Source organism: Allosphingosinicella sp. (genome assembly GCF_036387615.1).
Classification (GTDB): domain Bacteria; phylum Pseudomonadota; class Alphaproteobacteria; order Sphingomonadales; family Sphingomonadaceae; genus Allosphingosinicella.
In genome coordinates, this window is sequence record NZ_DASVTH010000052.1 from 1 (window position 1) to 24,549 (window position 24,549).

At 67.0% G+C, this 24,549-nt stretch carries 25 protein-coding genes; 8 read left to right on the plus strand and 17 right to left on the minus strand.

Features of this window, described 5'->3' with window-relative positions; genetic code table 11:
• Nucleotides 1–143: 143 nt before the first annotated feature.
• The 4 genes from VF631_RS10610 to VF631_RS10625 form a co-directional block, all read right to left on the minus strand.
• Nucleotides 144–599 (minus strand): hypothetical protein, encoded by a 456-nt coding sequence (locus VF631_RS10610; protein WP_431850274.1) that lies wholly within the window; start codon nt 597–599, stop codon nt 144–146.
• Nucleotides 600–673: 74 nt separating this feature from the next.
• Nucleotides 674–823, minus strand: coding sequence for a hypothetical protein (locus tag VF631_RS10615; protein ID WP_431850275.1), 150 nt, complete (start codon nt 821–823; stop codon nt 674–676).
• A 35-nt stretch (nt 824–858) separates the two neighbouring features.
• Nucleotides 859–1,197 carry a hypothetical protein gene (locus VF631_RS10620; protein WP_431850276.1) on the minus strand — a complete coding sequence of 113 codons (339 nt, stop codon included), beginning with the start codon at nt 1,195–1,197 and terminating at the stop codon, nt 859–861.
• Nucleotides 1,198–1,290: 93 nt separating this feature from the next.
• A complete protein-coding gene (locus VF631_RS10625) occupies nt 1,291–2,442 on the minus strand; it encodes a phage major capsid protein (RefSeq protein ID WP_431850277.1) in 1,152 nt (383 codons plus the stop codon).
• A 58-nt stretch (nt 2,443–2,500) separates the two neighbouring features.
• On the opposite strand from VF631_RS10625, the gene VF631_RS10630 reads away from it, so the two are divergent.
• Nucleotides 2,501–3,157, plus strand: a complete 657-nt coding sequence (locus VF631_RS10630) for a phytanoyl-CoA dioxygenase family protein (RefSeq protein WP_431850278.1) — start codon at nt 2,501–2,503, stop codon at nt 3,155–3,157.
• 125 nt (nt 3,158–3,282) lie between these two features.
• Here VF631_RS10630 and VF631_RS10635 read toward each other — a convergent pair whose 3' ends face one another.
• The 5 genes from VF631_RS10635 to VF631_RS10655 form a co-directional block, all read right to left on the minus strand.
• A complete protein-coding gene (locus VF631_RS10635) occupies nt 3,283–4,191 on the minus strand; it encodes a hypothetical protein (RefSeq protein ID WP_431850279.1) in 909 nt (302 codons plus the stop codon).
• Nucleotides 4,192–4,268: 77 nt separating this feature from the next.
• Nucleotides 4,269–4,649, minus strand: a complete 381-nt coding sequence (locus VF631_RS10640; protein WP_431850280.1) for an HK97 family phage prohead protease — start codon at nt 4,647–4,649, stop codon at nt 4,269–4,271.
• Nucleotides 4,646–4,957: a DUF6127 family protein gene (locus VF631_RS10645; protein WP_431850281.1), complete on the minus strand. Its 312-nt coding sequence runs from the start codon at nt 4,955–4,957 to the stop codon at nt 4,646–4,648. The genes VF631_RS10640 and VF631_RS10645 overlap by 4 nt, the downstream gene beginning before the upstream one ends.
• A gap of 245 nt (nt 4,958–5,202) precedes the next feature.
• Nucleotides 5,203–5,442: a hypothetical protein gene (locus tag VF631_RS10650; protein ID WP_431850282.1), complete on the minus strand. Its 240-nt coding sequence runs from the start codon at nt 5,440–5,442 to the stop codon at nt 5,203–5,205.
• 79 nt (nt 5,443–5,521) lie between these two features.
• Entirely contained in the window at nt 5,522–6,685 is a 1,164-nt protein-coding gene (locus tag VF631_RS10655; RefSeq protein WP_431850283.1) for a phage portal protein, read from the minus strand.
• A gap of 70 nt (nt 6,686–6,755) precedes the next feature.
• Here VF631_RS10655 and VF631_RS10660 point away from each other — a divergent pair, with 70 nt between their 5' ends.
• Together VF631_RS10660 and VF631_RS10665 are read left to right on the plus strand one after the other, a co-directional pair.
• Complete coding sequence (locus VF631_RS10660) at nt 6,756–7,061, plus strand: hypothetical protein (protein ID WP_431850284.1); 306 nt, start codon at nt 6,756–6,758, stop codon at nt 7,059–7,061.
• Nucleotides 7,062–7,546: 485 nt separating this feature from the next.
• On the plus strand, nt 7,547–8,254 hold the full coding sequence (locus tag VF631_RS10665) for a Crp/Fnr family transcriptional regulator (RefSeq protein ID WP_431850285.1): 708 nt from the start codon (nt 7,547–7,549) through the stop codon (nt 8,252–8,254).
• A 51-nt stretch (nt 8,255–8,305) separates the two neighbouring features.
• Here VF631_RS10665 and VF631_RS10670 read toward each other — a convergent pair whose 3' ends face one another.
• The 3 genes from VF631_RS10670 to VF631_RS10680 form a co-directional block, all read right to left on the minus strand.
• On the minus strand, nt 8,306–9,703 hold the full coding sequence (locus VF631_RS10670; RefSeq protein ID WP_431850286.1) for a L,D-transpeptidase family protein: 1,398 nt from the start codon (nt 9,701–9,703) through the stop codon (nt 8,306–8,308).
• Between the two features lie 9 nt (nt 9,704–9,712).
• Nucleotides 9,713–10,117, minus strand: coding sequence for a YMGG-like glycine zipper-containing protein (locus tag VF631_RS10675; RefSeq protein WP_431850287.1), 405 nt, complete (start codon nt 10,115–10,117; stop codon nt 9,713–9,715).
• Nucleotides 10,118–10,482: 365 nt separating this feature from the next.
• A complete protein-coding gene (locus VF631_RS10680) occupies nt 10,483–16,842 on the minus strand; it encodes a M10 family metallopeptidase C-terminal domain-containing protein (RefSeq protein WP_431850288.1) in 6,360 nt (2,119 codons plus the stop codon).
• A gap of 457 nt (nt 16,843–17,299) precedes the next feature.
• Here VF631_RS10680 and VF631_RS10685 point away from each other — a divergent pair, with 457 nt between their 5' ends.
• From VF631_RS10685 to VF631_RS10700, 4 genes are all read left to right on the plus strand, one after another.
• Complete coding sequence (locus VF631_RS10685) at nt 17,300–17,764, plus strand: hypothetical protein (protein ID WP_431850289.1); 465 nt, start codon at nt 17,300–17,302, stop codon at nt 17,762–17,764.
• Nucleotides 17,765–17,887: 123 nt separating this feature from the next.
• Nucleotides 17,888–18,052 (plus strand): hypothetical protein, encoded by a 165-nt coding sequence (locus VF631_RS10690; protein ID WP_431850290.1) that lies wholly within the window; start codon nt 17,888–17,890, stop codon nt 18,050–18,052.
• A gap of 165 nt (nt 18,053–18,217) precedes the next feature.
• On the plus strand, nt 18,218–18,526 hold the full coding sequence (locus VF631_RS10695) for a hypothetical protein (protein WP_431850291.1): 309 nt from the start codon (nt 18,218–18,220) through the stop codon (nt 18,524–18,526).
• 94 nt (nt 18,527–18,620) lie between these two features.
• Nucleotides 18,621–19,871: a dicarboxylate/amino acid:cation symporter gene (locus tag VF631_RS10700; protein ID WP_431850292.1), complete on the plus strand. Its 1,251-nt coding sequence runs from the start codon at nt 18,621–18,623 to the stop codon at nt 19,869–19,871.
• A 188-nt stretch (nt 19,872–20,059) separates the two neighbouring features.
• Here the strand turns inward: VF631_RS10700 and VF631_RS10705 are convergent, their stop codons facing one another.
• The 5 genes from VF631_RS10705 to VF631_RS10725 form a co-directional block, all read right to left on the minus strand.
• The gene (locus VF631_RS10705; RefSeq protein ID WP_431850293.1) at nt 20,060–20,998 is read right to left on the minus strand and encodes a hypothetical protein; all 939 of its coding nucleotides are present in this window, start codon (nt 20,996–20,998) and stop codon (nt 20,060–20,062) included.
• A gap of 131 nt (nt 20,999–21,129) precedes the next feature.
• Nucleotides 21,130–21,297 (minus strand): hypothetical protein, encoded by a 168-nt coding sequence (locus VF631_RS10710; RefSeq protein WP_431850294.1) that lies wholly within the window; start codon nt 21,295–21,297, stop codon nt 21,130–21,132.
• A 79-nt stretch (nt 21,298–21,376) separates the two neighbouring features.
• Nucleotides 21,377–22,666, minus strand: a complete 1,290-nt coding sequence (locus tag VF631_RS10715; protein WP_431850365.1) for a DNA-packaging protein — start codon at nt 22,664–22,666, stop codon at nt 21,377–21,379.
• 49 nt (nt 22,667–22,715) lie between these two features.
• Complete coding sequence (locus tag VF631_RS10720) at nt 22,716–23,084, minus strand: hypothetical protein (RefSeq protein WP_431850295.1); 369 nt, start codon at nt 23,082–23,084, stop codon at nt 22,716–22,718.
• Between the two features lie 270 nt (nt 23,085–23,354).
• Nucleotides 23,355–23,825, minus strand: coding sequence for an Lrp/AsnC family transcriptional regulator (locus VF631_RS10725; RefSeq protein ID WP_431850296.1), 471 nt, complete (start codon nt 23,823–23,825; stop codon nt 23,355–23,357).
• A 289-nt stretch (nt 23,826–24,114) separates the two neighbouring features.
• Here VF631_RS10725 and VF631_RS10730 point away from each other — a divergent pair, with 289 nt between their 5' ends.
• Nucleotides 24,115–24,414, plus strand: coding sequence for a hypothetical protein (locus VF631_RS10730; protein ID WP_431850297.1), 300 nt, complete (start codon nt 24,115–24,117; stop codon nt 24,412–24,414).
• The last annotated feature ends 135 nt before the right edge of the window (nt 24,415–24,549 follow it).

The window sequence follows — 24,549 nt, forward strand, 5'->3', positions numbered from 1 at the left end:
GATCCGCTGCTCGTCCGAGATCAGGTACAGCTGCCCCGCCTTGAGCCCATTCCCAGCCGCAAGCGCGTCGAGCGCCGCCCGGCTGCCCCGCTTGTGCTGCACGTTCGGCATTCCCGCCCCCTAACCTGCTCTTTTCAAGGAACTCAGAATGTGCCGCAGTCGACATCGCCGACAGCGAGCGTGACGAAGCCGTTCCCCGCATCCTTGCTCATCAGCATCGACGCATTCATGCGCAGCACGCCGTTGGTGCCGTCAGTCCCGAACAGGTATCCCGACGTCCCGCCGGCCACCGCCGCCACCTTCTCGTCCGACGCTCCCGCCGGAATGTTCAGCGCCGTCTTGAACGCGTCGAAGGTGATCTTCTTCTCCTTCTGCGCGGCCGCCTCCGACGCGTCGTGGAGGATGAGAAGGTCGGCCGCCCCGTCCACCGCTCCCAAGGTCGCCAGATCGTCGATCGCCGGCACGATCGGCAGCTTCGCCGCCGCACCGGTCGCGACGTGCAGCGTCCCCCGATCTGTCGTCACCATCGGCTCGCCCGCCAGCATGCCGCTCACCGGCAGATTGGCCTTGAGCCCCCGCTTCAATTGCAGTCTTGGCATGTCTTCATCCTCCCAAGTGAACTCCGCTCATCCTGAGGAGCCGCTGAGCGAAGTCGAAGCGGCGTCTCGAAGGATCAGTTGAATGTCCCGCCGTCGATCACCGTGCCCTCGGGATCGCCCGGCGGCCCAGGCGGACCGGGCGGCCCGACGATCGCCGCGATCGGGCCCGGCCCGGGGTCCCCGGCCAGCACCAGCGTCCCACCGGGGCCCCGCCACCGCGTCACGATCGGCGGCCGCGGCTTTCGCCAGCGCAGCCGCATCACGACCCGCTCACCGGCTCGATGATCCGCAGGCTGATCGCATCGGTGATCACCACCCCGCTCCCGATCTCCATCCGCGCATCGGCCCGGTACAGCCCGGGCTTCAGCGCGGCGGACTGCGCAGCCCCAATCGTGAGTGTCCAGCCGCCCGGATCCTCTCCCGCCGCCGCCCGCGCACTCACCTCGAATGCAGTCCCAAGCCCTGAAGACACGACCGAGCCACCCGGCCCCACCACCTTCAGCTTGGCCGTCACGGAGGTCACCCCGGCGACCCCACCCTCCACCGCATCCAGGGCGAGCGAGATCGTTTCGCCCCGAGCAAACTCAAACGGCACCATGAGAGGCTCCCAAAAAGCCTCTCTCCCCTCGCGGGAGAGAGGTTGGAGAGAGGGGGTCGCCCGAGCAGGCTCGATGCCTGCTCGGGCGAGTGATCAAGCGCTGAACTTCATCAGCTTGATCGCCTCGCTATTCGCCACCTGCCCCCCAACCCGCTTGGTCGCGTAGAAATGCACGAACGGCTTGTGCGTGAACGGATCGCGCAGGATCTGCGTCTCCGTCCGCTCCGCGATCAGATAGCCCGCCCGGAAATTGCCGAACGCGATCGACAGCGAATCCGCCGCCACATCCGGCATGTCCTCCGCCTCCACCACCGGATAGCCGAGCAACGTGTCCGGCTGGTTCGCCACCAGCCCCGGCTGCCACAGGAACGCCCCGTCGCTGGTCTTGAACTTGCGAATCCGCGCCGCCGTCGCCGAGTTCATCACGAACACCGCCCCCTGCCGGTAAGGCGGCCGCAATGCCTGGACGAGATCGATCAGCCGGTCCTGCGGATTGTTAGCCGCGAAGCCGCCGGCTGCGCCGCTGGTCAGGAACTGCACAGTCCCGAACGGCCGCGTCGCATCCCCCAGCGCCGAGGTCGGGCTGCTGAGGAACCCCTTGGGCTTGTTCACCCCGTCCCCGCCGACGAACGCCGCCCCCTCAGCCCGCGCGAACTCGGTCGCGATCTCGCTCGCCAGCCACGCCTCGACGTCGAACGCCGCATCGTCCAGCATAGCCTGGCTCGCCGCCGGATTGGCGTAAAGCTCCCCGAACGGCGGTGCGATCTCGACGAAGCTCGGCGTCGCCGTTTCCGGCCTTGCCGCCACTTCCGACACCCAGCCCGAAGGCGTGCCGCCCGTCGTCACCAGCTTGCGGTACCCGGCCGATCCCACCTTCACCACATTGGCGATCGCCCGAATGGGAGAGATCGCCGTCAGCGCCTTGTCGATCGCCGCGTCGATCTCCTCCGGCACGGCGTAGCCGCCCGCCGCGTCTGACGTCCCCACCATCGCCTTGAGCTCGACGCCGGCTTCCAGCCCCTTGCGCAAATAACCGTCGACGAACGCCGAACTCTCCGCCTTCGCCCCGCTCAGCACCGGCCGCACCACCGGTGCCTCGATCCTCCCCTTCAGCGCCGCCACCTCCTCCCGAAGCGCCGCCACCTCGTCCGTCTCCCGCTCGATCGCCTCGAACGAAGCCTCCAGCGCATCCGCCTTCACTCCAACCATGCCCATCTCTCCCGCTCTCAGCCAATAAATCGTCATCCCCGCGAAAGCGGGGACCCAGCTTTTTCTTCTTCGAAAACTGACCTATGCCGCCCCCATGCAGCTCGCCCGCGACGGCGCCGAACACATCCGCGCCGCCCTTACCGAGCCCGAGCTCACCACCCTTGAATCCGCTCTGTCCGAACTGCCGCCGAACCGCCCAGGCACACGCATCGCCGACGACCCGGTTCTCTCAGCCCTGCTCGCTCCCGAAGGCCCGATCGGCCGTCACGCAGCCCGTCATCTCGGCCCTGCCGCCCGCCCCGTCCGCACGCTCCGGTTCAACAAGACCGCCGACCGGAACTGGTCGCTTCCCTGGCACCAGGACCGCACGATCGCCGTCCGCGCCCGCATCGACATGCCCGGTTTTGCCAACTGGACCGTCAAGTCCGGCATCCGGCACGTCGAGCCACCGATCGCGCTGCTCGAACGCATGCTCACGCTGCGCCTTCATCTCGACGATACCGGAGCCGACAACGCCCCGCTCCTGATCAGCCCCGGTACCCACCGCCTCGGCCGCATCCCCGAGCCGCAGATCGCGTCGGTCGTCGCCCGGCACGGCGCCCATTCCTGCCTCGCCGCCCGCGGCGATGCCTGGGCTTACGCCACCCCGATCCTCCACGCCTCGGAAACGGCCTGCGCACCGAAAAGCCGCCGCGTCCTCCACATCGACTATGCCGCCGAAGCACTGCCGAACGGGCTTGAATGGCTCTAATCTCGTCATCCCGGACCTGATCCGGATCAGGCTTCTTCCTTTTCCGATTGCCGAGCTTGCTTGGCCCGATGCAGCCCAACCGCTACTTGCGGCAGAGTCTGTCCTTTGCTGCTTGCTTCAGCCGATCATCGCGCCGGCGGTTTACCAGCGCCTGTCTTCTGATCGGTCGGCACCCACCTCGGGGGCTCGATCTGCTGTCCGACATCGCCCGTGAACTCGATGCGGTCCGGCCAGCGCCGCCAGATGCGCGTGTAAAGCTCCACGAACGGCACTCGCCAGCTTGTGCCCGCTTGAGGCTGGTACACGCCGAAGCTCACCTCCCGGAACTCAGGCGAGCCTTGCACGAGGATGTTCGTGCCGGGTTCCTGGCACATGCTAATTTGAAACCACTGGAAGCTCTCGTCCGGACGCACGTCAGAAATAATCGACCAGCCCTTCTCGCGGCCGAATGCTTCCACTTCCTGAGCCACTGCTCGCCATTCCTCGGTGCCGACCATCAGATTAAAGCTAGCCTCTTGGCCGATCGATCGCCGCCCATCCCGCAAGGTGTTGTGGCAGGAGCGATCTTTGGTCACCTCCGGAATGGCGACCGCCGCTCCAACCGTAGCAATCGCAGCAACCGTGAGTGCGGCAGGTTTCCAAGACGGCTTCGTTGGAGCCACCTGCTCCTCGGCAACTGTTGGCACTCCTGCTCGTCCGACGAAGCGCAAGAAGAACAGACCTGCAGCGCTACCAGCGCCCCCGAAAAGTCCTACCAGTGACAGATTCTGAAACCAGCCAAACCAAGTGTAGCTGCCGTCCATAACTGTCGCCACACCGTCAATTGAAGCGCTGTCCGGCGGCCCCGAAAGCATCACTAACGCCGGTATGGCGGCTCCGGCAAAGAACCCAGTTGCTGCGGCCGTGCGCCAGTTGGCTTCGCCTCGTGACCGAATCAGGAAATAAATCGGCAAACCGAGCAGCGCGCCGATAAGCAACACGATCACGAAAGCTGGAGTGAAAAACCGAACGTCGCCGAATGCAAACGTAAGCAAAGCCGCCGCCCCGGAAGCAAGAATAAGGCTCGATCCAACGACAAGCATTGACCGTAGCAGGGGTAAGCTCCGCATGTTCACACGACCATATGCACTCGCGCCTTTGGCTGCATCGGAAAAGTCACCAAACTGACCTCCACCAGCTCCAGCTCGACCAGCTCCCGCGGCCCCGCCCCCTTCGCCTCCCGCACCCGGTATCCGAAACTCAGCCCCGACACCGCGCCCGCCTCCAGCAAAGCCGCCGCCTTCGCATCCGCCACGCGCCCGATCACCCGCAGCCCGCGCCGATCTTCCCGCAGATACTCCACCCGCCCGATCGGCCGCCCCGCCTGGTGCTGCCACAACAAAGGCACCGCCCCGGCGCCGCGCTTCAGCGCCCCCGCAAACGCCCCCGCCCGCACCACATCGCCGCCGCGATCGACCCGGTCGAACACCGCCGCATAGCCGGCGAACCTCACTTCAGCACCAGCCCGGTCAGCCCCAGCTTCACCGCCATGCCGACCAGCAACGCCGCCAGCCCGATCCTCACCACCCACGTCACCACCGCCTGCCAGGCCGATCGCTTCGCGTCTCGCCACGCCTGCAGGAGCTCGCGCAATTCATCCATGTCCCGCCGCGCGCCCGGCCCGGCCAGTCCCAGCGCGCCCATCGCCCGCTCCGCCCCCGCCTCGCTCGCCTCCTCGGCGAGCGCCCGCAAGGTGACGAGGTCCGCCCCCTGTTCCTCCGCTTGGCGCATCAGCCGCGCCAGCATTCCCGCTTTGTCCATCAGCCCTCTCCCAACGACCCGCGCACGCCAAACGGAGCCGCCGAGCTGCCGCACGCATGCTTAGGCAGCGGCAACTCGGTCGGGTTCGCCCCAGTCTCGATCTGTCACTAGTCCGGGCGGCGCACACGGCCCGCTCGCCGCCAGAGCCGCAATGGTCTGGCTGCCGGGTCCCTCGGGTAGAACACCGGCTGAACCTGTTCTTCAGCTCCGGCTCGTCGCAGGCACCTGGCCCCGCGCAGCCGATCTTATTGCGACGATCCCGCTGGCGCCGGCGGCGCTATACCGCGATCATTCTCTTGCATCATCCGCGCGTTGTTCGCGCGACGGTCGCGCCACTGCCGCTCCGTCATGCAGACCTTCTCGAATCTTACGCGCGAGCCCGTGATCGCCTTTTTCTGGCAGATCATTTTCTCGTCGGCTGGCACTGTGGCCTCCGGAGCTGCCTGTGCCGCCGCAAGCATCGCCAGAACCGTCAAGGTGATCATCGTCGCTTCCCATACAGTGAACCGGTATTCCCGCATAACACAGTTCGCAGATGGCAGGCGAGGGCTGTCCGCGTCCCACTTACTCACGCGTCTCGAACCCAAGCATCTCCCGCTTCTCGGTTCGCGTCAGAAAATCCGCCCCGCTCACCTGTGCCCACAGCCGCTCGCGATCCTCGCTGAGCGCCGTCACCTGATCGACATCGACGCGCAGCCGCAGCCCCGGCCACCACGCGCTCAGCCCCTCCGCCAGCCCCGCCGAAATTCGCTCCGCCATCGGCAGCACGGTCAGCCGCCACAAAGCCCGGTTCGCCTCGCGATAGTTCGCGTAGGTGCTGTCACCCGGCAGTCCGAGCAGCATCGGCGGCACCCCAAAAGCCAGCGCGATCTCCCGCGCCGCCGCCGCTTTCAGCCCCACGAAATCCATCTCCGCCGGCGACAGGCTCATCGCCTGCCAGCGCATGCCGCCGTCGAGCAGCAGTGGGCGCCCGGCATTGGCCGCGCCCTGCAGGCTCGCCTCCATCTCGCTTTTCAGCCGCTCATATTGATCGCTCGACAGCACCGACCCATCGCCCGGCTGGTAGCTCAACGCCCCGCTCGGCCGCGCCGCATTGTCGAGCAGCGCCTTGTTCCAGCGCGTCGCCTGGTTGTGGATCGCCACCGCCCCCGCCGCCGCGCCCAGGCACCCCAACCCGTAATGATCGTCGAGCGGATGCAGCGCCCGCAAATGCACCAGCCCGGGCCGACCCAGCCCGTCCCGCACCGGAACGCGCAGCTTCGCCTCACCCACCTTGTACAGGTAAGCCGCGGGCCACCCGCTCGCGTCCGCCTCCACCTTCACCCGCTCCGGCCGAAGCGGAAACAGCTGCGCCAGCCGCCCCTCGCCATCCTGCAGGCACTGCACAAACGCATTGCCATGCAACAGCAGCTGCGCCGCCACCGTCTCAAGAAGCTGCGCCCCTAAGATCCTCCCCGGGACGGGGAGGGGGACCGCCGCCAAAGGCGGTGGTGGAGGGGGCCCGGAGCCCGCGCTATCCTCGGCATAAACCGAAACCGAAGCCACCCCCTCCGCCACCAGCCGCACCGCCCGCTGCGCCACCGGATTGCCCAGGAAAGCATCCCGCACCTGCGCCTCGTAGCTCCGCGGCCACCCAGCCTCCGCCGCCGCCGGCCAACTCCCCAGCCCAAGCCCGCGCAACAAGGCCGGCCGGGGCGCCGCCCCAGCCTTTCGTCCCCACCATTTCATTCAAGCTCTCCCCGCTGGAACCGGCATCGCCGGTCCCACGTATTGCCCCGCAAAACAGGAGCCTCATCCGATGCGCGTCACCACTGTCCTGCTCGCCGCCCTGCTCGGCCTCACCGCGGCCTGCGGCGACGGCCCCCGCGAAGATGCCGGCGAGGTCGCCGACAATCGGTCCGGCGCCGTCGACGGCAAGGACTCGATCGACAGCGGCCCGGCCGAGACGCTCGGCGAGAAACAGGACGATGTCGCCGAAGACATGAACCGCGCCAAGGAAGCGAAAGCCGACGCCCTGGAGGACGCCGCCGAAGAACGCCGCGAAGCCGCCGACCAGCAGGCCGACGCTCTCGAAAATCAGGCCGAGCAGACCAGAGGCAAGTAGAAGATCAGTAAACGCAAAAACTTGTCGGCCCGGACTTGATCCGGGCCAGGGCTAACCTTCTGGATCAGCAAAAAGCCCCGGCCCGGATCAAGTCCGGGGCGACGGCGGAGCGCTGCCTCGAAAACCGCGCCCGCTGCGAATCAGCTACAATTCACCAGCTTGTCCATTTAGTGCCATATCAGCGTCACGCTGTCAAGCTGTTTATCCAGATTGGTTCGCACTGGACTCGCTCTCGCTTGATCAGACACGCGGCTGCCGGCCCTGGGCAGCTACGCAGAATGCGCCCCACTGATCCAATACGCGACAGCGCACATGGTCTTTGGCGATTCACGCTGCTTGCCAACAAGGCTTGCTTAAATATGTTAGGCGAAAGCCCCGCGACGAAAATGCTCAACACCCTTATCGCTGGAGCATTGCCCTCGCGGCCTTGCTTACGCTTACAGGTAACCGCTTTGATTCAATCGCATCCGGCGCTCCAGCTCTTTGTGGACAAGCTGGAGACACATACGGCCCTCGACGACGACGATCGCGCCGCGATTCTCGCTCTGCCGCACACTCTGCGTACGCTCGAAGCCAGCGCCTATCTGTTTCGCGAAGGCGACCACGCCGCCAATTGCTGCGTGATCCTGTCCGGCTTCGCCTGCCGCCACAAGATCGTCGCCGGAGGAGCCCGCCAGATATTGTCCGTGCACATGCGCGGCGACGGGACGGATCTTCAGAATGCGTTTCTTCCGCTAGGCGATCACAGCATCCAGGCGCTGACCCGGGTGGAGGTCGCCTTCATTCCCGCCGACAAGGTGCGCGAAGCCGCTCTGGCGCGTCCGCTGGTCGGCCGCGCCCTGTGGTCCGAAACTTTGCTGGACGCCGCCATCCAGCGCGAATGGACCGCCAATGTCGGCCGGCGCGACAGCCGCACACGCATCGCCCACCTGCTTTGTGAGCTCGGCCTTCGTCAGGAAAGGATCGGCCTGTGCGATCGGCGCTATTACGCGCTGCCGATGACGCAAGAGCAGCTTGCCGACGCGACTGGCCTCACGCCCGTCCACGTCAATCGCACCCTCCAGGCCTTGCGCGCCGAGGGCGTCATCGCCCGGGAAAAGCGCACAATCGACATCGCCGACTGGGACCACCTCACCCGCATCGGGGACTTCCACATGGCCTATCTCGAGCCGCCCGCCCACAAGCCCGCCTGAGCCGACCCAAGGCCGGGACGGTGAACCGCCCGCTCCTGGCCATTCGACGCCTCAGCGCCGCGCGAGCGCTCCGCGTCCTTCGAAGCCTGCGCTGCGATCCCGCCCATAAGCATCGTCGCGAAAGGCGATCCGGTCGCCCTCGGGCGCGGCCGTGAGATAGGTGATGAACACCGGCACCGGTGCCGGCAAGTCGACCCGCTTCTCGGTCCCGCCGGCCTTCACGACCAGCGGCCTGCCGAACAGCCATCTGGCCAGCCGCGGCGCGTCCTCCACCCGCACGCAGCCCGAGCTGAAGCGCCGGTCCGCAGACGCGAACAGCTTCTTCTCCGGCGTATCGTGCAGGTAGATGCCAAGGTCGTTGGGGAACATGAACTTCATGCGCCCCATCGCATTGTCCTTGCCCGGCAATTGCCGCACCGGCAGTTCCTTGGCGCCGCTCGCGACCGCCTTCCAGTCGACCTTGGCGGGATTGATCACCTTGGCCTCGTCCGACCAGTCGTTGGTCACCTGATAGCCCTTGGCCTTCAGGAACTTGGCCCCGCCCTTCAGATATCCGGGCGCGACCCGCAGCTTCACCAGGTCCGGCGGGATGTTCCAGAACGGATTGGTCATCGCAAACCGGATCAGGCCCGCCATCATCGGCGTCTGCTCGGTCGCCTTGCCGACAATCACCTTCATCGAATCGACCGGCCGGCCGTCCTCGTACATCCACAGCCGCGCCGCGGCGGCATCGACCAGCAGGTAACGCGGCCCCGGGTCCGCCGGCAGCGCCCGCGCCCGCTCCAGGTTCAGCCGGAGCAGCCTTTTCTGGTCTCCCTCCCACCCGTCCGTTCCGCCCGCCGCGCGGTAACGCGGAGCCGCATCCTGCTCAGCGAGCGCGCCGCGCAGCTGCGCATAGATCGGGTGCATCCAGCCGACGCTGTCGAGATAGGCCTGCAACGAGGGCTTGCGCGCCAGTCCTTCCAGCGCGCCGCGAATTGTCATCACCTGCGGGGCAAGGCCCTGGTCGACATAGACCATGCTGGCGTCCCGCGGCGCCCTTACGTCCCGCAGATACATTGCGAAGCTGCGCGACAGCATCATCTCGGCCCTGGCCAGCGCCTTCGGGTTGCGGCTTTCCAGCCCGCGGTCCAGCGCCTTGGCCACTTCGCCCGGCCGGTATGCGGCGGGATCGAGCCCGTCGAGGTCGGCGGTGACGAGCAACTCGAGCGCCCGCTCAGCCTCCGGCCCGATCCTGTTGCCCTGGATCCACAACGGCCGGTAGCCGCGCCCGGCATAGAAGCCGCGCACTTCGCGGTCGCCCGGATCGGCCTTGCGCAGCGCAGCCGCGATGTCGCCGCCCCGCCTGCCTTGCGCCGCCGCTCCCGCAGGCAGCAACGCACACGCGATCGCCGCGGCCACGCACCCGCGCAGCCACGACGATCCCTTCACGCTCACATGTCTTGTCATCCGGACGCTTTAGCCGCGCTCACCTGAACGGCGGCGAACCGGCGGCGGAGGCGGCGGCATGTACGGGGCGGGCGGCGGCGGCGCATAGGCCGAAGGCGCTTCCGGCACATACTCGCCTTCGTAATATTGGCCTTCGCGGACATAGCCGTCGGCCATTCCGTCATTGTTGCGGTCGGCCCAGATCGCGCCGGCCAGGCCGCCGACGGCGGCGCCGATCACCGCGCCTTCGATCGGGTTGATACCGCCGACCACCGCGCCGACGCCCGCGCCGAGCGCGCCGCCAACCGCCGCGCCGGTCCCTGCGCCTTCCAGCACTTCGCTGTTATCGTCGCGATAGCCATATTCGTCCGTGGTCGCGCACGCGCCGAGCGAGACCGATCCCGCCAACAGGATGGCAATCATCTGCTTATTCATGGAGCATCTCCCTGAATGCTGCGGTGCCTGGGCAACATGCCCGGCTCATCCTTCCGCCCGTGACGAGTTCCCACCGAAGTACTGCTTCGACGGGTTCCCAAGAACGCTGGGCGGACCACAGCCTGAACCCGCAAACGATGCGGCCCCCGCAACGTTCCGGCAAGCGCCTCTGTCATCGAGTCCCGAAACGGAGCAGCGCCTCCGCGCTCGGTTACCGCCCCTTCGTCATCCCCCGGAAAGGGGGACTCCCGCTCCAGTGGAATGGCCGCGAACCCAGACTTCCCTGCGTTCTGCCGGGCAAAGAAAAGGCTCCCGAAGCATTCGCCCCGGGAGCCTTTCCTATCGCAAGTCAGGATGCGATGACCTTAGATCATCACGTCGCTGTGCAGCGCAGAATAGTCCGCCTGCACGCCCATCCGCGACAGGCCGGCATTCCAGTCCGCTTCGTTCAGGACGAAGTCGCTGCGCTTCAACGCGAGCTTGCCGGTCAGCTCCAGGGTGAAGTCGGCAATCCCGTCCCCGGTCCAGTCGCCGGTCACGAAAGTGGTCGTGCCGTCGTTATAGACCGCAACGTCGTAGGCACGGAGGTCTTTCAGGTCGGTCACTACCGAGAAGCCCGTCTGGGCCTCCGCAGAGCTGTAGAACCGGCTGAAGTCGATCTTGTCGAAACCCACCACGAAGTCGGTGATCCGGTCGCGTTCGCCCGCCTTCATGCCGATGTCCTCGGCGCTCTGGAAGATGAACATGTCGTTGCCGGTACCGCCGGTCAGCACGTCCGCCCCGGCGCCGCCGTCGATGATGTCGTTGCCGGTGCCGGCAAGGATGGTGTCGCCGCCAGCCCGGCCGAACAGCTGGTCATTGCCTGCGCCGCCGTCGAGCTTGTCGTTCCCAACGCCGCCGTCGAGCTTGTCGTTACCGTTGCCGCCGACGAGGCTGTCGTCGCCCGCGCCGCCGAACAGCGTGTCGTTGTTGCTGCCGCCGGTCATGGTGTCGGTGAAGCCGCTGCCTTCCAGCGCTTCGATCGAGATGAAGGTGTCGCCCGCGCCTTCGCCGCTGACGGTGATGCGCCCGCTGTTCGCGATCGTCACGGTGACGCCCTCCTTGGCGTCGCGGAAGCTGGCGATGTCGAAGCCTGCGCCGCCGTCGAGCACGTCGGCACCCTCGCCGCCGTTCAGCCGGTCGTCGCCACTACCGCCGGTCAAGCGGTCGCTGCCGGCCAGGCCCGTCAGAGTGTTGGCCAAAGCGTCGCCTTCCAGGGTGTCCCCGGCTGAGCCGCCTTCCAGGTCTTCGATCCCGGTGAAGGTGTCGCCCGCCGCCTCGCCTGCGGTCCCCTTGAGGGTGAGAAGCGAAGCCGCCACCGCCGCCGTCGCGAAGCGATAGCTCGCCACGTCGCGACCGCTACCGCCATTCTTCTTGTCCGCACCCTCGCCGCCGATCAGCAGGTCGTCGCCCTCGCCGCCATCGAGCGTGTCGTCGTCTGCGCCGCCGAGCAGGGTGTCGGCTCCGGCGCCACCGTCGATGGTGTCCTTGCCTCCCTTGCCCTCGAGCGTGTCGTTGCCCGCTGCGCCGTCGATCACGTTGGCGCCTGCGTCACCCTTCAACGTGTCGTCGAAGCCCGAACCGGTCAGGTTCTCGATCCCGCTCAGGGTGTCGGAGCCTGCGCCGGTCGCCTGGGCGACTAGGATGCTGAGGTCCACGGTCACGCCCGCCGTGGCGTCGCTGTAGCTGGCCGTGTCGGCATCGGCACCCCCGATCAGGGTGTCGTCGCCCGTCCCGCCCCGCAGCACGTCGTTGCCGCTGCCACCGTCCAGCGTGTCGTTCCCGGCCAGGCCGATCAGCGTGTCGTTGCCGCCATTTCCGCTCAGCGTGTCCGCCTTCGACGACCCGGTTAGAGTTTCGTCCAGCGAACCCTGGCCCTGCAGGTTCAGCGAACCGACCATGCCGTCGAAGTTGAAGCTGGTGAACCCGCCCGTGTAGGTGCCGGACAGCTTCGCGATCGTCACGAAGCTGCTCGCCGCACCCGTTCCGTCGCGATCGGCCTGCAGCAGCATGTCCGTGCCGGACTGAACCAGCCGGAGATAGCCGCTGTCGAACATGTCCTGAGTGGTGCTGGTGAGGCCGGTGAAGTTGGTGGTGTTCACCCAGCTGGTCGCCGCGAAATTGCTGCCCGACACGCTCCGAAGCTCGAAGCGGTCCCCCGCATCGCCCACCGTGAAGTCGCGAACGATGTTCGCACGCTCGGTGGTGGTCGCCGGGGCGCCTGAGCCCGCAAGCTGGATGACGTCCTGCCCCGTTCCGGTGGTGATGTCGTGATCGTTGAACCCGACGCCGCCCAGAGTGCTGATGCTGAGCACGTCGTTACCCGTCCCGAGATCGACCAGAGCGGAGTCGACACCGGTCAGCACAATCCGGTCGTTGCCCGATCCACCCGAGACGCTGACAACGTCGAGGAAGCGGGTGCCGCTGCGACCGGGGGCCACGTAGGTAGCTCCCGAAGACAGGCCCATCGGATCAGCGGAAGTGCCGTTGGCGTTGGTGTTGAACGTCACCGTACCGGATGTGAGCTGGATGAGGTCGTCACCCTCCCCGCCATCCATTGTGATGTTGGTCGCAACAGCGGTTGCTGCGCGAGTGACGAGAATGCTGTCGTTACCGCCGTACCCGAAGATGCTGTCGGTCTGCGCCAAGGCGACGGTGGAAGCGACAGTGTTGTCGATGATCAGGTTGAAATCGTCGTTGCCGCGTAGCGTATCGCCGAAAGTTGATCCCGTCAGGTATTCGATGCCGATCAGCGTATCGATTCCTTCACCGCCCGTGTTCTGGCTCATTCCAACGCCCTGGATGCGCAGGTCCACGTTCACGCCCGCCGTCGAGTTTACGTAGGTGGCCGTGTCCAGCCCCTCCCCGCCGTTCAGCGTGTCGTTGCCGAGCCCCCCGGACAGCGTGTCGTTGCCGAGCCAGCCATCGAGGACGTCGTCGCCGGCATTGCCAACCAGGGTGTCGAGCGTGCCGCCGCCCTTGACGATGTCGCCGCCCGAGCCGCCGCGGAAAATCACCCGCTCGACGCTTGTGAACGAGCCGGCTGCGGCACCGCCCATGGTGATGGCGCTGTTGCCGGCCAGGTTGGCGAGGTCAAAGGCGATCCCGCCGGTCTGGTCGGTGTAGTAGGCGTAAGCGATGTCGGTGCCTTCACCACCGTCGAAGGTATCCTGGCCGCCATCGTTGGTGAACACCGTGTTCTGGGAGCTCAGCAAGCCGCCGACCAGCGTGTCGTCACCGTCGCCGCCGCGAAGGGTGTCGTTGCCCGCGCCGCCGACAATCAGGTCGCTGCCAGCACCGCCATCGATCACGTCAGCGCCGTCTGACGAAGAGAAACCGCCGATAACGTCGCCGACCAGTGTATCGTTGCCCGCGCCGCCGACGATGACATCATTGCCCGCACCGCCTGAGATCGTGTCCGCGGCCGACCCGCCGGTCATCCGATTAACCCCCGCATTGCCAGTCAGGGTGTTGGCGAAGCCCGCCGCGCCGACCACGTTCTCGACGTTGGTGATCGTGTCGGAACCGCCGAACGTGCCGGTGTTCTGCGCGACCGTGGTGGTGAGGTTCACCGAGACGATCGAGGTCGCCGCGGAATAGTCCACCGTGTCCGATCCGGCCGCGCCATTATAGAGGTCGCTGCCGCCGCCTTCGAAGAAAACGTTGTCACCGCCGTCGCCCGTGATGTTGTCGCCGCCCGCAGTACCGCGGACATTCTCGAAGCCCATGATGGTCTTGCTGCCGGCAAGCGTGTCCTGCGCCGTCAGCGTGGCCAGGTTGACCGTAATCCCGGCGGTGCCACGGCTTGCGAAGGACACGGTATCCACGCCCGCTCCGCCGTCCAGCACATCGTTCCCGAGCCCGCCGTCGATCACGTTTGCGTTAGTATCGCCTGTAAGCGTGTCGGCGTTCGCGCCGCCGAGCAGGTTCTCGATGTTGCGCAGGGTGGCGACAGCCGCGCCGCCGATGCTGACCGTCCCGTCGGTCGCGCCGTTCAGTGTGGCCGTGACCCCGGTGGGGCCCGCGAAGGAAGCGGTGTCGCTCCCGGTGCCGCCGTCCAGCAGGTCGACCGCGCCGGCCGCGTTCGCGCCCGGATTGAGCGTGTCGTCGCCGACGCCGCCCGAAAGGGTGTTCGCGGCGGCGTCACCCGTCAGACTGTCATTGAAGCTCGAACCCAGCAGGTTCTCAAACCCGTTCAGCGTGTCGATCCCGGCGTTGACGGTGTTCTGCGCCGCGCCCTGCAGCGCCAGGCTGGCTGTCACGCCGGTCTTGGAACCCGCATAGGAGGCGGTGTCGTTGCCGGCTCCGCCGATCAGCGCGTCGTCACCCAGTCCGCCTTCGATGACGTTGTCGCCGGCGTTCCCGGTGAGGGTGTCGTTCAGGGCCGAGCCGATCAGGTTTTCGATACCCGTCAGGGTGTCGGAACCGGCCGCAACGGTGTTCTGAGCCATTCCCTGCGTGTTCAGATCCACGGTCACGCCCGTCGTCGAGCCGCCGCTGAAGGCGTTCACGAACGAGGCGGTGTCCGATCCGATGCCGCCGGTGAGCGTGTCGTTTGCAAGGGTACCCTGCAAAAGGTCGTTACCCTCGCCGCCATCTGCAATGAGGCTGCTGGTGTTGTTGGCAGTGACTGTCTTGGTCACCGGCACCGATGAGTCCGAGATGTGGAGAGTGTAAGTCTGACCGGCCGTGAGCGGGAGCGCCGCCGGCGGATTAGCCGTCGTCCACTGACCGACACGGATGTAGTAGGTGCCGGCAGTTGCAAAGGTATAGGTCAGTCGAGCGTCGTCATTGCCAGTTCCGCCAAAATCACCGGACGCTCCGGTGTCGTTGTTCGCGAGGACCGTGCCGCTCGCGTTCACCAGTTCAATCCAACTGTCCAGGTTCGTCTGCGCGACATTCGTGTCGATGTCGAACGTCACGACCGCCCCTGCGGCGACGTCAATCCGGTAATATTCCAGGCTGCCTCCGGTCGCCGTGGCATTGATCGTCGCATGCGCGATGCTGGTCGAGTCCGCGATATTGGGATTGGCGTCGACGTCATACGCGCCCGCAGTGGCCACAGCCGTCGCGATGCTGCCGTTGTTGACTGCTTGCGGCTTGATAATGTCGGCCTGCGAAGGCGCCGAGAAAGTCGTGGTGGTGGTAAAGCCGCCGCCGAGCAGACTGTCGTTGCCGCCGCCTCCGGACAGGGTGTCCGCGCCGCCCGAGCCGCCGGTCAGGACGTTGTCCTGGCTGTTGCCCGTAATCGAGTCGTTGCCGCTGGTGCCCCCGATATTCTCGATGCTGCGCAGCGTGTCCTTTTCACCGTCATGCTCGACGATCACATCGGCGCCCGTGTCATTCAGGGTGACGTTGACGCCCGTTGGGTTGGTGAAGATCACCGTGTCACTACCGGCGCCGCCATCCAGGACGTTGTTGGCCGTGTTGCCGACGAAGATATCGTTGCCCACGCCGCCCTTGGCGTTCTCGATCAGCGAGCGGGCATCATTGTTGTGGAGCAGCGACATGGCGATGTTGCCGGGCGCCAGCGCCGTCAGGTTCTGGGCCGCAAGGTGGTTGGCGAGCTGGGCCTGGTCGACGGTCGAGAACTCGCCCGGACGCAGGTCGATGGTGACCCCGCCGGCATAGTTGCTGCCGTCGATCGTGTCGTTGCCGCCGCCGTCCCAGATGGTCAGCAGGATCTTGTTGCCCGAAGGAGCGCCCTGGCCCACGTTGTTGATGAACATCTCGCCAGTCGTCTGGCTGAAGGTGTAGACGCTGTCGCCGGCGTTGGTCGTGTAGTCGGCGCCGTACATATATTGCAGCGCGGCGATGTCATATTGCATGAACGTCTGCGGCTGGTTGCTCTTCTCGCCGGCGAAGCCACTGTTGGTGAAGGGCGCGGGCGTATAGGTCATCAGCGACCAGGCCTGCCCGTCGCGGTCCGCGGTCAGGGACTGGCTGCCGAAACGCGGCGAGGTGCCGAAGAAAAAGGAAAGGTCGGAGTTCGTGTAATCCTGATGCCCGTGCTTCAGGCCCATCGTGTGGCCGATCTCGTGGAGCATCGTGGAGAAGCCCCAGGTGCCTTGGTGCTGGAGGTCGTAATAGGGCTGGTTGGTGCGGCCGAACCAGATGTCGCCCGCGACGCCGCGCGTGTCGGACGGGAAGCCTCCGTAGGCGGACGGCACGTCGTTGTCGGCGCTCTGCGAGATGCGGATGTTCGCGTGAACAGTGTCTGTTTCCACGATCTCGGTGAAGTTCAGGTTCGTGTACGCCGAGATCTGGGCGAAGCCCGCGCGCGCCGCGATCTGCTGCTGCGTGCCCAGATCGAGGTGATAGAGGCTGACACCGTTGCTGTCATAGCCGGCGCCGTTGTAATTCGTGCCCGAAGTCGGGAAGCTGAAGGTCAGGTCCTGGGTGCCCCACTTGGAGCCGATCAGGGTGGCGTCGACGTTGCGGTTGCCGCTGAAGAAACGGCTGCCGTCCGGATTGGTGCCCAGTGTCAGCAGCGAGCCGATGTTCCCGCTTTCCGGGTTGGCGTTGTTGACGCCGCCCTTGGTCGCGGCGCCGTCAGTCCCCGCGTCATTTAAGCTCTGGCAAATCGCACAGCCGCACCCCTCTACAACGGTCACGTGAGTCACTTCCAGCGGGTCGGAAGCCAGGTCGCCGGTGGACGCGTCGTAGCCGAGTTCGGATGTGCTCATTGGTGATCCCCCTATGTGAAGCTGGTGCAGAAGCTCGTGCCGCGCGAATCGAAATGGGTCGTCGGAATGTCGCTCACGATGCCGCTAAGTGGTTCGCCTGTTTACGGAAATCAGATGCTGGTCAAGCAGGAGCTGGTTAAGTCGTCTTCGGCTTAACAGAGTTTCGGACGAAATGGTCCAGATTGGCGACGAACTGAGGAACCGGACGGGACGAAGCGACGAGCTCAACCAAGCTTTGGGAGTAAGCCTCTGAAACATAGATAGTTTTCGTCGCCGGATTCAGCCCCTCTGCGTCACTAATTAGCTAACAGCAATGTAACCGCCCGGCTGGTGACTCCAGGTCCCGGATCGCCTATCGAGGGCTGTGTCCAAGCATGTGGAGAGCACGACCGTCCTCATCCTGCTGCCGGCCGCTGCGGCGCTTGCCGCATGCACTCCTTCGCCTCAGGAAACGACCATGCGCAGCTCCAGCCCGGCTTTAGGGACCACCGCCCAAGGTTCGAGCGCGGCAGGGCCGCATGGCCGGGGCCCAGGCGCCGGCGACCAGGAGCGAGCCGCCCAGGGACCCATGCCGGAGCCGGTGTCTGCAGCGGAGAACCCCGCCCCGGCGCTGCCGGCGGATTCGCCCGCAGAGGCCCAGGGACGCCGGACCTTGTCCACCGCCTTCGTGATGGTGGGACCCGACGGTCACCTGACGGTGGAGCTGCGCAACGGGCGCGTGCTGGTCCTTCGCAATGTCCTCATGCGCCCCAAGGACTATTGCGGCCTGCAAGTGCTCGGCGGCCAAGCCGGCGCCGAATATTGCGGCGGATACGCCGAGGTCGCGGCGGCCCAGCCCGGCGGCGCGCCGGCTCCCGAGGAGCCGGGCCTGGCGATCTCCAACCTGGTCGAGCCTCCGCGCATCCCTGCTAAACCGAATTAGTCGCGACGTCGCGGTGACCGCGCCTCGCTCGCCTGGCGCAAGCGCCGGCCGTGAGAAGTTAACCAGCGATTGCGCCGCGCCTGATATGGATTAGGTTCATCCCCCAACGTCCATGGGGGAGCCATGATGCAAACGTCCTTCTGCTCGCCGGCCCAGCCCTGGGGCATCCACCCGGCCATCACGGACAATCTGTGCCCCCGCTGTGGCTGGACCGCGCGCGAACTCGCTGAGCCCCAGGTCCCGGACGGCGACCCGCCGGCGTACGAGGCGACACCGGCCTCGGCCTGACACTCCGGCGCAACACCGCGGCACGCGCGCTTCCGCTCCCCGATCTCCCGACGGCAAAACCGTTGCGGGCTGGCAACAACCCGCCGGGATTCGATTCACCTCCCGTAAACCACGTTTCGCCTTTGTTGAGCGTGGTGGTAGAGAATACGCGAGGAGCAAGACATAGTGTCCGAACTTGTGAGGCTCGAACCGAACACGCCCTATGCGCGGGTCTACCAGGCCCTCGACACCGCGCTCGCCACCGGCGACCGCGCCGTTGCACCGGGCACGGAAGCCGCTGTCCAGGCCGCGCTCTACGAGATCCGCAGCCGCGGCGGCTGCGCCGAGGCGGTCTCCGCCCTTCAGTCCATCTCGGTCGATCTTGCGCTTCTGTTCACCGCTCTTCGCCGCGGCGATGCGCCCGAATATCATGCCCGCCGCGCCCGCCTCGCCGCCATCAAGGAAGAATGGCTCCGCCTCGCGCGGCTGCATTAGTCGCAAGGCCAGCGCCTCACCGAGAACCAGCGATGCCGCTTTCCATTGCGTCGACCGCTTCGCATCCGGCACGCAATGGCGGTAGGCGCCTGACGTGACCTCCCCCTCCCCTCGCATCGGCGCCCGTCCCTCCTTCATCCTCGCCGGCCTCGCGCTCGGCATCGCCGCCGGCATTCTCGGCCCGGCCGCGCTCGGCGCTCGCTTCGACTCCGTCCTTCCCGCCGCCGAGCTGATCGGCGGGCTGTGGCTCGACGCGCTGCGCATGACGATCGTGCCTTTGGTCTTGGCGCTGGTGGTGACCGGCATGGCCGGCGCCACCGCAACCCTGGCCGCCGGCGGGATCGCCGCCCGAGCGCTCGGCATCTTCCTCGCACTGCTGGTCGCCGCCGCGGTCGTGACGGCGCTGATCGCCCTTCCCGCTTTGGCCTTGTGGAGCCCGGACCCCGCCGCTTTGCCAGCGCTCCAGGCCGGCGCCGCCCCGGCACCGGCCGTGCCCCCGCTCGCCCAATCGATCCGCGGCTTCGTGCCCGTCAATATCGTCGCCGCCGCCGCCGAGGGCGCGATCGTGCCGCTGGTCCTGTTCGCGCTCCTGCTCGGCCTCGCCGTCACCCGCATCGCCGAACCGCGCCGCCTCGCGATGCTCGAGCTCGCTCACGCCATCGCCGATTCGATGCTGGTCATCGTCGGCTGGGTGCTGCGCCTCGCCCCGCTTGGCGTCGCCGCGCTCGCGATCGTCGCCGGAGCCCGTCTCGGCCTCGGCATCGGCGCCGCGCTGGCGACTTACGTCCTGATCCAGATCGCCGCCGCGCTCGCGCTGATCGCGCTCTGCTACCTTGCCGTCGCCCTGTTCGGCCGCGTCGGCCCTGCTCGCTTCGCCCGCGCCGCCGCTCCGGCCCAGGCGGTCGCCTTCAGCACCCAATCCTCGCTTGCCAGCCTGCCGCCGATGGTCGCCGGGGCCGAACAGCTGGCGCTTCCCGAGCCCGTCACCGGCCTTGTCCTGCCCCTCGCGGTCGCAACCTTCAAGATCTCCGCGCCGGTGTCGGCGCTGACGGTCGCGGTCACCCTTGCCCACCTGCATGGCGTCCCGATCGGCCCTGCCCAGCTGGTGCTGGCCGGCCTGCTCGCCATCGTCAGCACGCTTTCCGTCGTCGGCCTTCCAGGGCAAGTCAGCTTCTTCGCGGCGACCGCGCCCTCGGCGCTCGCGCTGGGCGCGCCGATCGAGCTGCTCCCGCTCCTGCTCGCCATCGATACGGTGCCGGACATGATCCGCACCGTCGCCAACGTCACCGCCGATATGGCCGCCGCCGCGCTGGTCGCCGCCCGCTCGCCCGCGGCGGCGCCCTGAAGCTCATTCCAGCTCGAAGGCGAGGCTGGCGAACGCCGCCGCGATCCCGAGCGCAATCAAAGCTGCAAGCATGAAAAACCCTTTTACGCCGACGCAGGCCCGGCAACGGGAGCTTGCGCCTTCTTCATGACGCCTCTGCTGCAACGCAGCACCGGCGGCGCGCCGCTCAGCACAGAACGAGCATCGGATCAAGCCGGAGCGGCTGCGCTCCGGTGTTCGGCAAGCCGCCGCTCCCGCAATTGCGCGGCCAGGCGCCGATACTCGGCCTTGGGCGCGAGCTTGGTGAAGTGGACGAAGATGGGGTCGACCTTCTGCCATGACCTCGCAAGCAGGTTCCAGCGCGGCACGATGAACCTGCTGCCCTTCTCGAAGCGCGCTCGCCCGGCATCGAAATCGAGGTCGAACCTGCGGCCGCGCCAGGTGGTGATCACGAGATCGCGGCGGCCGCCATAATCCGCGCAGGCCCGGATGCCGGCCTGGCCCATTGCGAGCCCGATGAAGGGCTCGTCGGCATATTGGCCCGGGCGATTCTTGTGGAGCGAGGAGACCACGTCCGGGTCTTCCAGGAACATGGCGTTCGCGCGCGCGAAAATGCCGGCGGCCACATCATCCTTGCGGAAGAAGTAATTGGGAATGTGGAAATTGACCGCGAAGGGTGCGCCGAAGCGCGCCAGCATGCGTCCCACGTCCCGCCCGACGATGTGCCCGTTCGTCCGCGTGAAACCCCACACCGAAAAGGATCGGTCGCTATGATCCGCCCAATAACCCTCGATGCCGCCGCCCAGCATCAGGCAATCGGCGTCCACATAATGGGTCAGCTCGAACGGCGTCTGCTCGAAGATCCTGAGCTTGTTCATGCAGCCGACGTAGCGCGGGTCGGTCGGTATCGGCCTCAGATGGTCGAAAAAGGCCCGCCAATCGTCCGTCGGCGCGATCCCGCCGTCGTGGACGAGCGCCACCTGTCGGCTCGGATCCTTGAGCCTCAGCGACGCCGCCGCGGCGACCGCCAGGTCGTAATATTTCTGGCTGCCGACCGCGACGAGCAGATAGCCCTGGCTGCCGGGACCGGTCGATGGCCGCTCTGTCACGGACGAGCGTCCGGGTCCCACCCTGTCTTCGTTGGCCACGCGATCCCCCTCCGGCGCGAGTTAAAGGTCCCGGCCGAGGTCGCGCAATGATGTTTCCTTGCATGCGAGCATCGTTGCTCGAGCCGTCCCGTCCGGAGACGTTCCCGGCATCGACATTGCCGAGGGACGCTCTAGTCGTCGAATTCCAGCTCGGCCGCCGCCCCGCCCGAGAGCAGATTCGGCTTGGATGGCTCGACCGGCTCGCCCTCCGGCTCGCCCCGCCTGGAGGGCGGACGGCTTTTCTTCGGCGTGGCATACCGGGCCATGATCCGCACGATGAAGTGCGACCCTTTCGGCATCGGCGCTCGGTGAATCAATCTCATCGCGCGGCATTACCACGATTCACGCCCTGCCCGTAGCCATTCCGCCGCGCGACGCTCAAAGCACCCGGATCGACGGCTCTCCCCGCCGCCCCAGCATCGGCTCGGTCAGCGCCCACACCATCGCGTCCGCCCGGTCCGGCGAACCCGCTCCGGTCCAGCTCTCGCTCAAGCTGAACCCGGCAAGCTCGTCCTCCAGCTCCGGAAAGCGCCCGCCCAGCAGAGCCTTGCCGGATCGGAACAGCGCCGCCACCGGCCCCGCCCGCGCGCCCTTGCCGACTTTGGCGTGGACCAGCCTCAGCGGCAGCGCACGGTCGCAGGCCCTCAGCACGCTTTCCACCATCGCCCCGCCCTGATTGGCCTCCGCAACCACCAGGGCCGCTCCATGCGCCGCCGCCGCGCCGGCCACCGCCGCCGCCCAGCCCTCAGGGCCCGCGCCCGCGACGCTGTGATCGGCCAGCACATAGCCGCGCCCGCACGGGCCCTTCGCCACCGCGACAATGCCGCAGGCATTGCCCGTCCGCCCCGCCGGCGGATCGACCCCGATCACCACCGGCCCGAGCGCCTGCCGCTCCGGCAGCTCCGCCCGGCATGCCTCGATCAGGTCGCGCGGCCACATCGGCTCGGCCAGCTCCTCGATGAGTTCACCGTCCAACTCCTGCCGCCCGAGCCGCGTGCCGCCATAAAGGTCGGTGACCGCCGCCATGAACTGCGCGGAAACATGTGCGCGATTGTCCCGGCTGCGCCCCCTCGTCACGATCACTCCCGCCTCGCCGATCAGCCGCTTCAGCAGCGGCACCGGCTTCGGCGTCGTGCTCGCCACCACGCGCGGGAACAGGCCGAGCCTGAGGCCGAACTGGAGATTGTCCCAGGCCGCCATGTCCAGGCCCCACTTGCCGATCTCGTCGGCCCAGGCGTGGCTGTGCTGCGGCCCCCGCAGCCCGTCCGGCTCCGCCGCCGAGTATAGCGCCGCGCACGCCCCGCTCGGCCAGCGCAGCCGGTTGAGGCTCGGCTCCCAGCGCGGCTCATCGGGCTGGCCTCGCGATATCGTCAGCAGGCCGCTTTCTCCTTCGACCATCACCGCCCGTGCTTCCGCCATGGTCGCGCCGACCAGCGCGATCCGCGCCGTCCCGTGCAGCGCGGCCTGGCGTCGCACCCACTCCGCGCCGATCCGCGTCTTACCGAAGCCCCGCCCCGCCATCAGCAGCCACACCCGCCACGCGCCGCCCGGCGCGCGCTGCGCGTCCTGCACCCAATAGTCCCATTCGTTCAGCAGCAGCCGCGCGTCGGCCTCGCTCAGCGTGTCGAGCAGAGCGTCGAGCTTTTTGCTGCGCGCGAGATGCTGGATGAACGATGCCGGCGCTCCTCGGCCTGTGTCCTTTTCCACCGATCTCGCCTCAGCACCCAGCCTCGCCATCGGTGCCGGGCTCCGGCAGCCCAAGCATCCGCGCCTCGATCCGCAGCAATCGCTCGCGCAGCTCGCGTATCAGCCCCGCGCGATCCGTCGGCGTCGCCTCGCCCTGCGCCCGCACGCGCTCGGCCGTCTCGCGGTGCATGCGAAGCAGAGTCAGCGCGGTGCGCGTGTCGAACTGCACCTCCTCGTCCACCACCTTGCCCTGGTAGCGGATCTTGACCCTTCGCCCGTTGAGCGATTCGTCGAGCGCGCGCGCCTCCAGCGCGTCATAGGCGCCGAGCAGAGCCTGCTCCCACCGCCGCCTGAACTCCCCATCGGCCTTTCGCCTGTCGTACACCGCATCCCGGCTCATCCCGCACGCCCGAATGGCCGCGCTGACGTTGCTGGTTTCCTCGAGCGTGGAGACGAAGTTTTCGGTCCGCCTCGCTGTCCATTTACGAGGCTTCCGCCTCGCGCGCCTCGGCTTCTCCGCGCCGGCCTGATTGCCGTTCTTCAGTTCCCCTCCCGCGATTTGCCCCTCCCCAGGCGCACGACAGCGCGTTCACGGCCGCTCCCCCGAGCAGCCGCGCCACGATCGCAATTTTCCAGAATAACCTCTGAGTACCAGAACAGCGTCACGCTGTCAAGGTGCTTTACCTTTCTGGTTAAGCGGAAAAGCCGTCGTCCATTTTACCCTCTCCACGGAGAAGCGCGACGTCACCTTTCGGATCGGCACCGCCGCGATCAGCCGCAGGTAGAAAGCGTCATAAGCCGGCATGTCCGCGACCGCGACCCGCAGCAGATAATCGAAGTCCCCGGTTGTGCGGTGCACTTCCATCACTTCCGCCATCGATTGCACCGCGCCTGCGAACCGCTCGAGCCATTCCGGGCTATGGTCGCCCGCCTCGATCGCCACGAACACGGAAACGCCGCACCCGATCTTGTCCGGATCGAGCAGCGCGACCCGCCGCTGGATCACCCCGCTCGCCTCCATCCGCTGGATGCGCCGCCAGCACGGCGTCTGCGACAGGTTCACCCGCGCCGCCACTTCGGCCACCGGCAACGACGCATCCTCCTGCAGGATCGCCAGGATCTTCCGGTCGATCGCGTCCATCTCCGCACTCCTTCACCAGTTCCCCTCATCCCGCGAAGGCGGAAACCCACCCGGCGCAATTACCCCAGCCGAATCTCCCGCGTGAGCAATATCCACCTCATCTAAGCAGCGTGCGATCAGGTAAAGGGAAAGTTCTTCTTCGCACAACGCAGTCGGCAGATAGAAACTTGCGCGCCCGGCGCTCACTTCGCCCCGCTTTCACCAAACTTGCCCAGCTGCGCGGATCAGCGTTGAAACGCCGCGCCGCGCCTGCAATGTTGCGCATCCGGAACACGAACAGGGGAACGCAATGAACAGGTTTTCGACGGCGCTGGCGGCCTCCACCCTGCTCGCGCTCGCAGCCTGCGGCGGCGGCGGCGACAATCAGGCGGGCGCGGACAATGCGGCCGCCACGGCAGGCGCCGACAACATCACCCTGCCCCCCGACGAGAATGCCGCGGCCGGTGCCGGCGACACGCTCGACAACCAGCTGAACGCGCTCCAGACCGAGAACGCGCTCGGCAACCAGGTCACGGAAAACGGCGTCGCCAACACCGCCGCGAGCGGCGAAGGCAACGCAACCGCCAACAGCGCGACCAACGCGCAGTAAGCCTCACCCGAATTCACGCGCCGCGGAAACTCCCCCCCGACCCCAGCGGTGACCCTGCCCCGGCCTCCCTAAGAGGCCGGGGTTTTCTTTGCGCGCGGGCCAGTCCGCGCGCGGCATCCTCAGGGCGCAACTCGG

Bases quoted from the DNA above. Each gene is read 5' to 3' on its own strand.
- VF631_RS10690 (WP_431850290.1), top strand. From the start codon at position 17,888: ATGATGCAAACGTCCTTCTGCTCGCCGGCCCAGCCCTGGGGCATCCAC.
- VF631_RS10660 (WP_431850284.1), top strand. From the start codon at position 6,756: ATGCGCGTCACCACTGTCCTGCTCGCCGCCCTGCTCGGCCTCACCGCG.
- VF631_RS10620 (WP_431850276.1), bottom strand. From the start codon at position 1,197: ATGGTGCCGTTTGAGTTTGCTCGGGGCGAAACGATCTCGCTCGCCCTG.
- VF631_RS10670 (WP_431850286.1), bottom strand. From the start codon at position 9,703: ATGACAAGACATGTGAGCGTGAAGGGATCGTCGTGGCTGCGCGGGTGC.
- VF631_RS10710 (WP_431850294.1), bottom strand. From the start codon at position 21,297: ATGCCGAAAGGGTCGCACTTCATCGTGCGGATCATGGCCCGGTATGCC.
- VF631_RS10625 (WP_431850277.1), bottom strand. From the start codon at position 2,442: ATGACGATTTATTGGCTGAGAGCGGGAGAGATGGGCATGGTTGGAGTG.
- VF631_RS10610 (WP_431850274.1), bottom strand. From the start codon at position 599: ATGCCAAGACTGCAATTGAAGCGGGGGCTCAAGGCCAATCTGCCGGTG.
- VF631_RS10645 (WP_431850281.1), bottom strand. From the start codon at position 4,957: ATGGACAAAGCGGGAATGCTGGCGCGGCTGATGCGCCAAGCGGAGGAA.
- VF631_RS10630 (WP_431850278.1), top strand. From the start codon at position 2,501: ATGCAGCTCGCCCGCGACGGCGCCGAACACATCCGCGCCGCCCTTACC.
- VF631_RS10675 (WP_431850287.1), bottom strand. From the start codon at position 10,117: ATGAATAAGCAGATGATTGCCATCCTGTTGGCGGGATCGGTCTCGCTC.
- VF631_RS10720 (WP_431850295.1), bottom strand. From the start codon at position 23,084: ATGAGCCGGGATGCGGTGTACGACAGGCGAAAGGCCGATGGGGAGTTC.
- VF631_RS10685 (WP_431850289.1), top strand. From the start codon at position 17,300: ATGCGCAGCTCCAGCCCGGCTTTAGGGACCACCGCCCAAGGTTCGAGC.
- VF631_RS10655 (WP_431850283.1), bottom strand. From the start codon at position 6,685: ATGAAATGGTGGGGACGAAAGGCTGGGGCGGCGCCCCGGCCGGCCTTG.
- VF631_RS10650 (WP_431850282.1), bottom strand. From the start codon at position 5,442: ATGATCACCTTGACGGTTCTGGCGATGCTTGCGGCGGCACAGGCAGCT.
- VF631_RS10680 (WP_431850288.1), bottom strand. From the start codon at position 16,842: ATGAGCACATCCGAACTCGGCTACGACGCGTCCACCGGCGACCTGGCT.
- VF631_RS10725 (WP_431850296.1), bottom strand. From the start codon at position 23,825: ATGGACGCGATCGACCGGAAGATCCTGGCGATCCTGCAGGAGGATGCG.
- VF631_RS10730 (WP_431850297.1), top strand. From the start codon at position 24,115: ATGAACAGGTTTTCGACGGCGCTGGCGGCCTCCACCCTGCTCGCGCTC.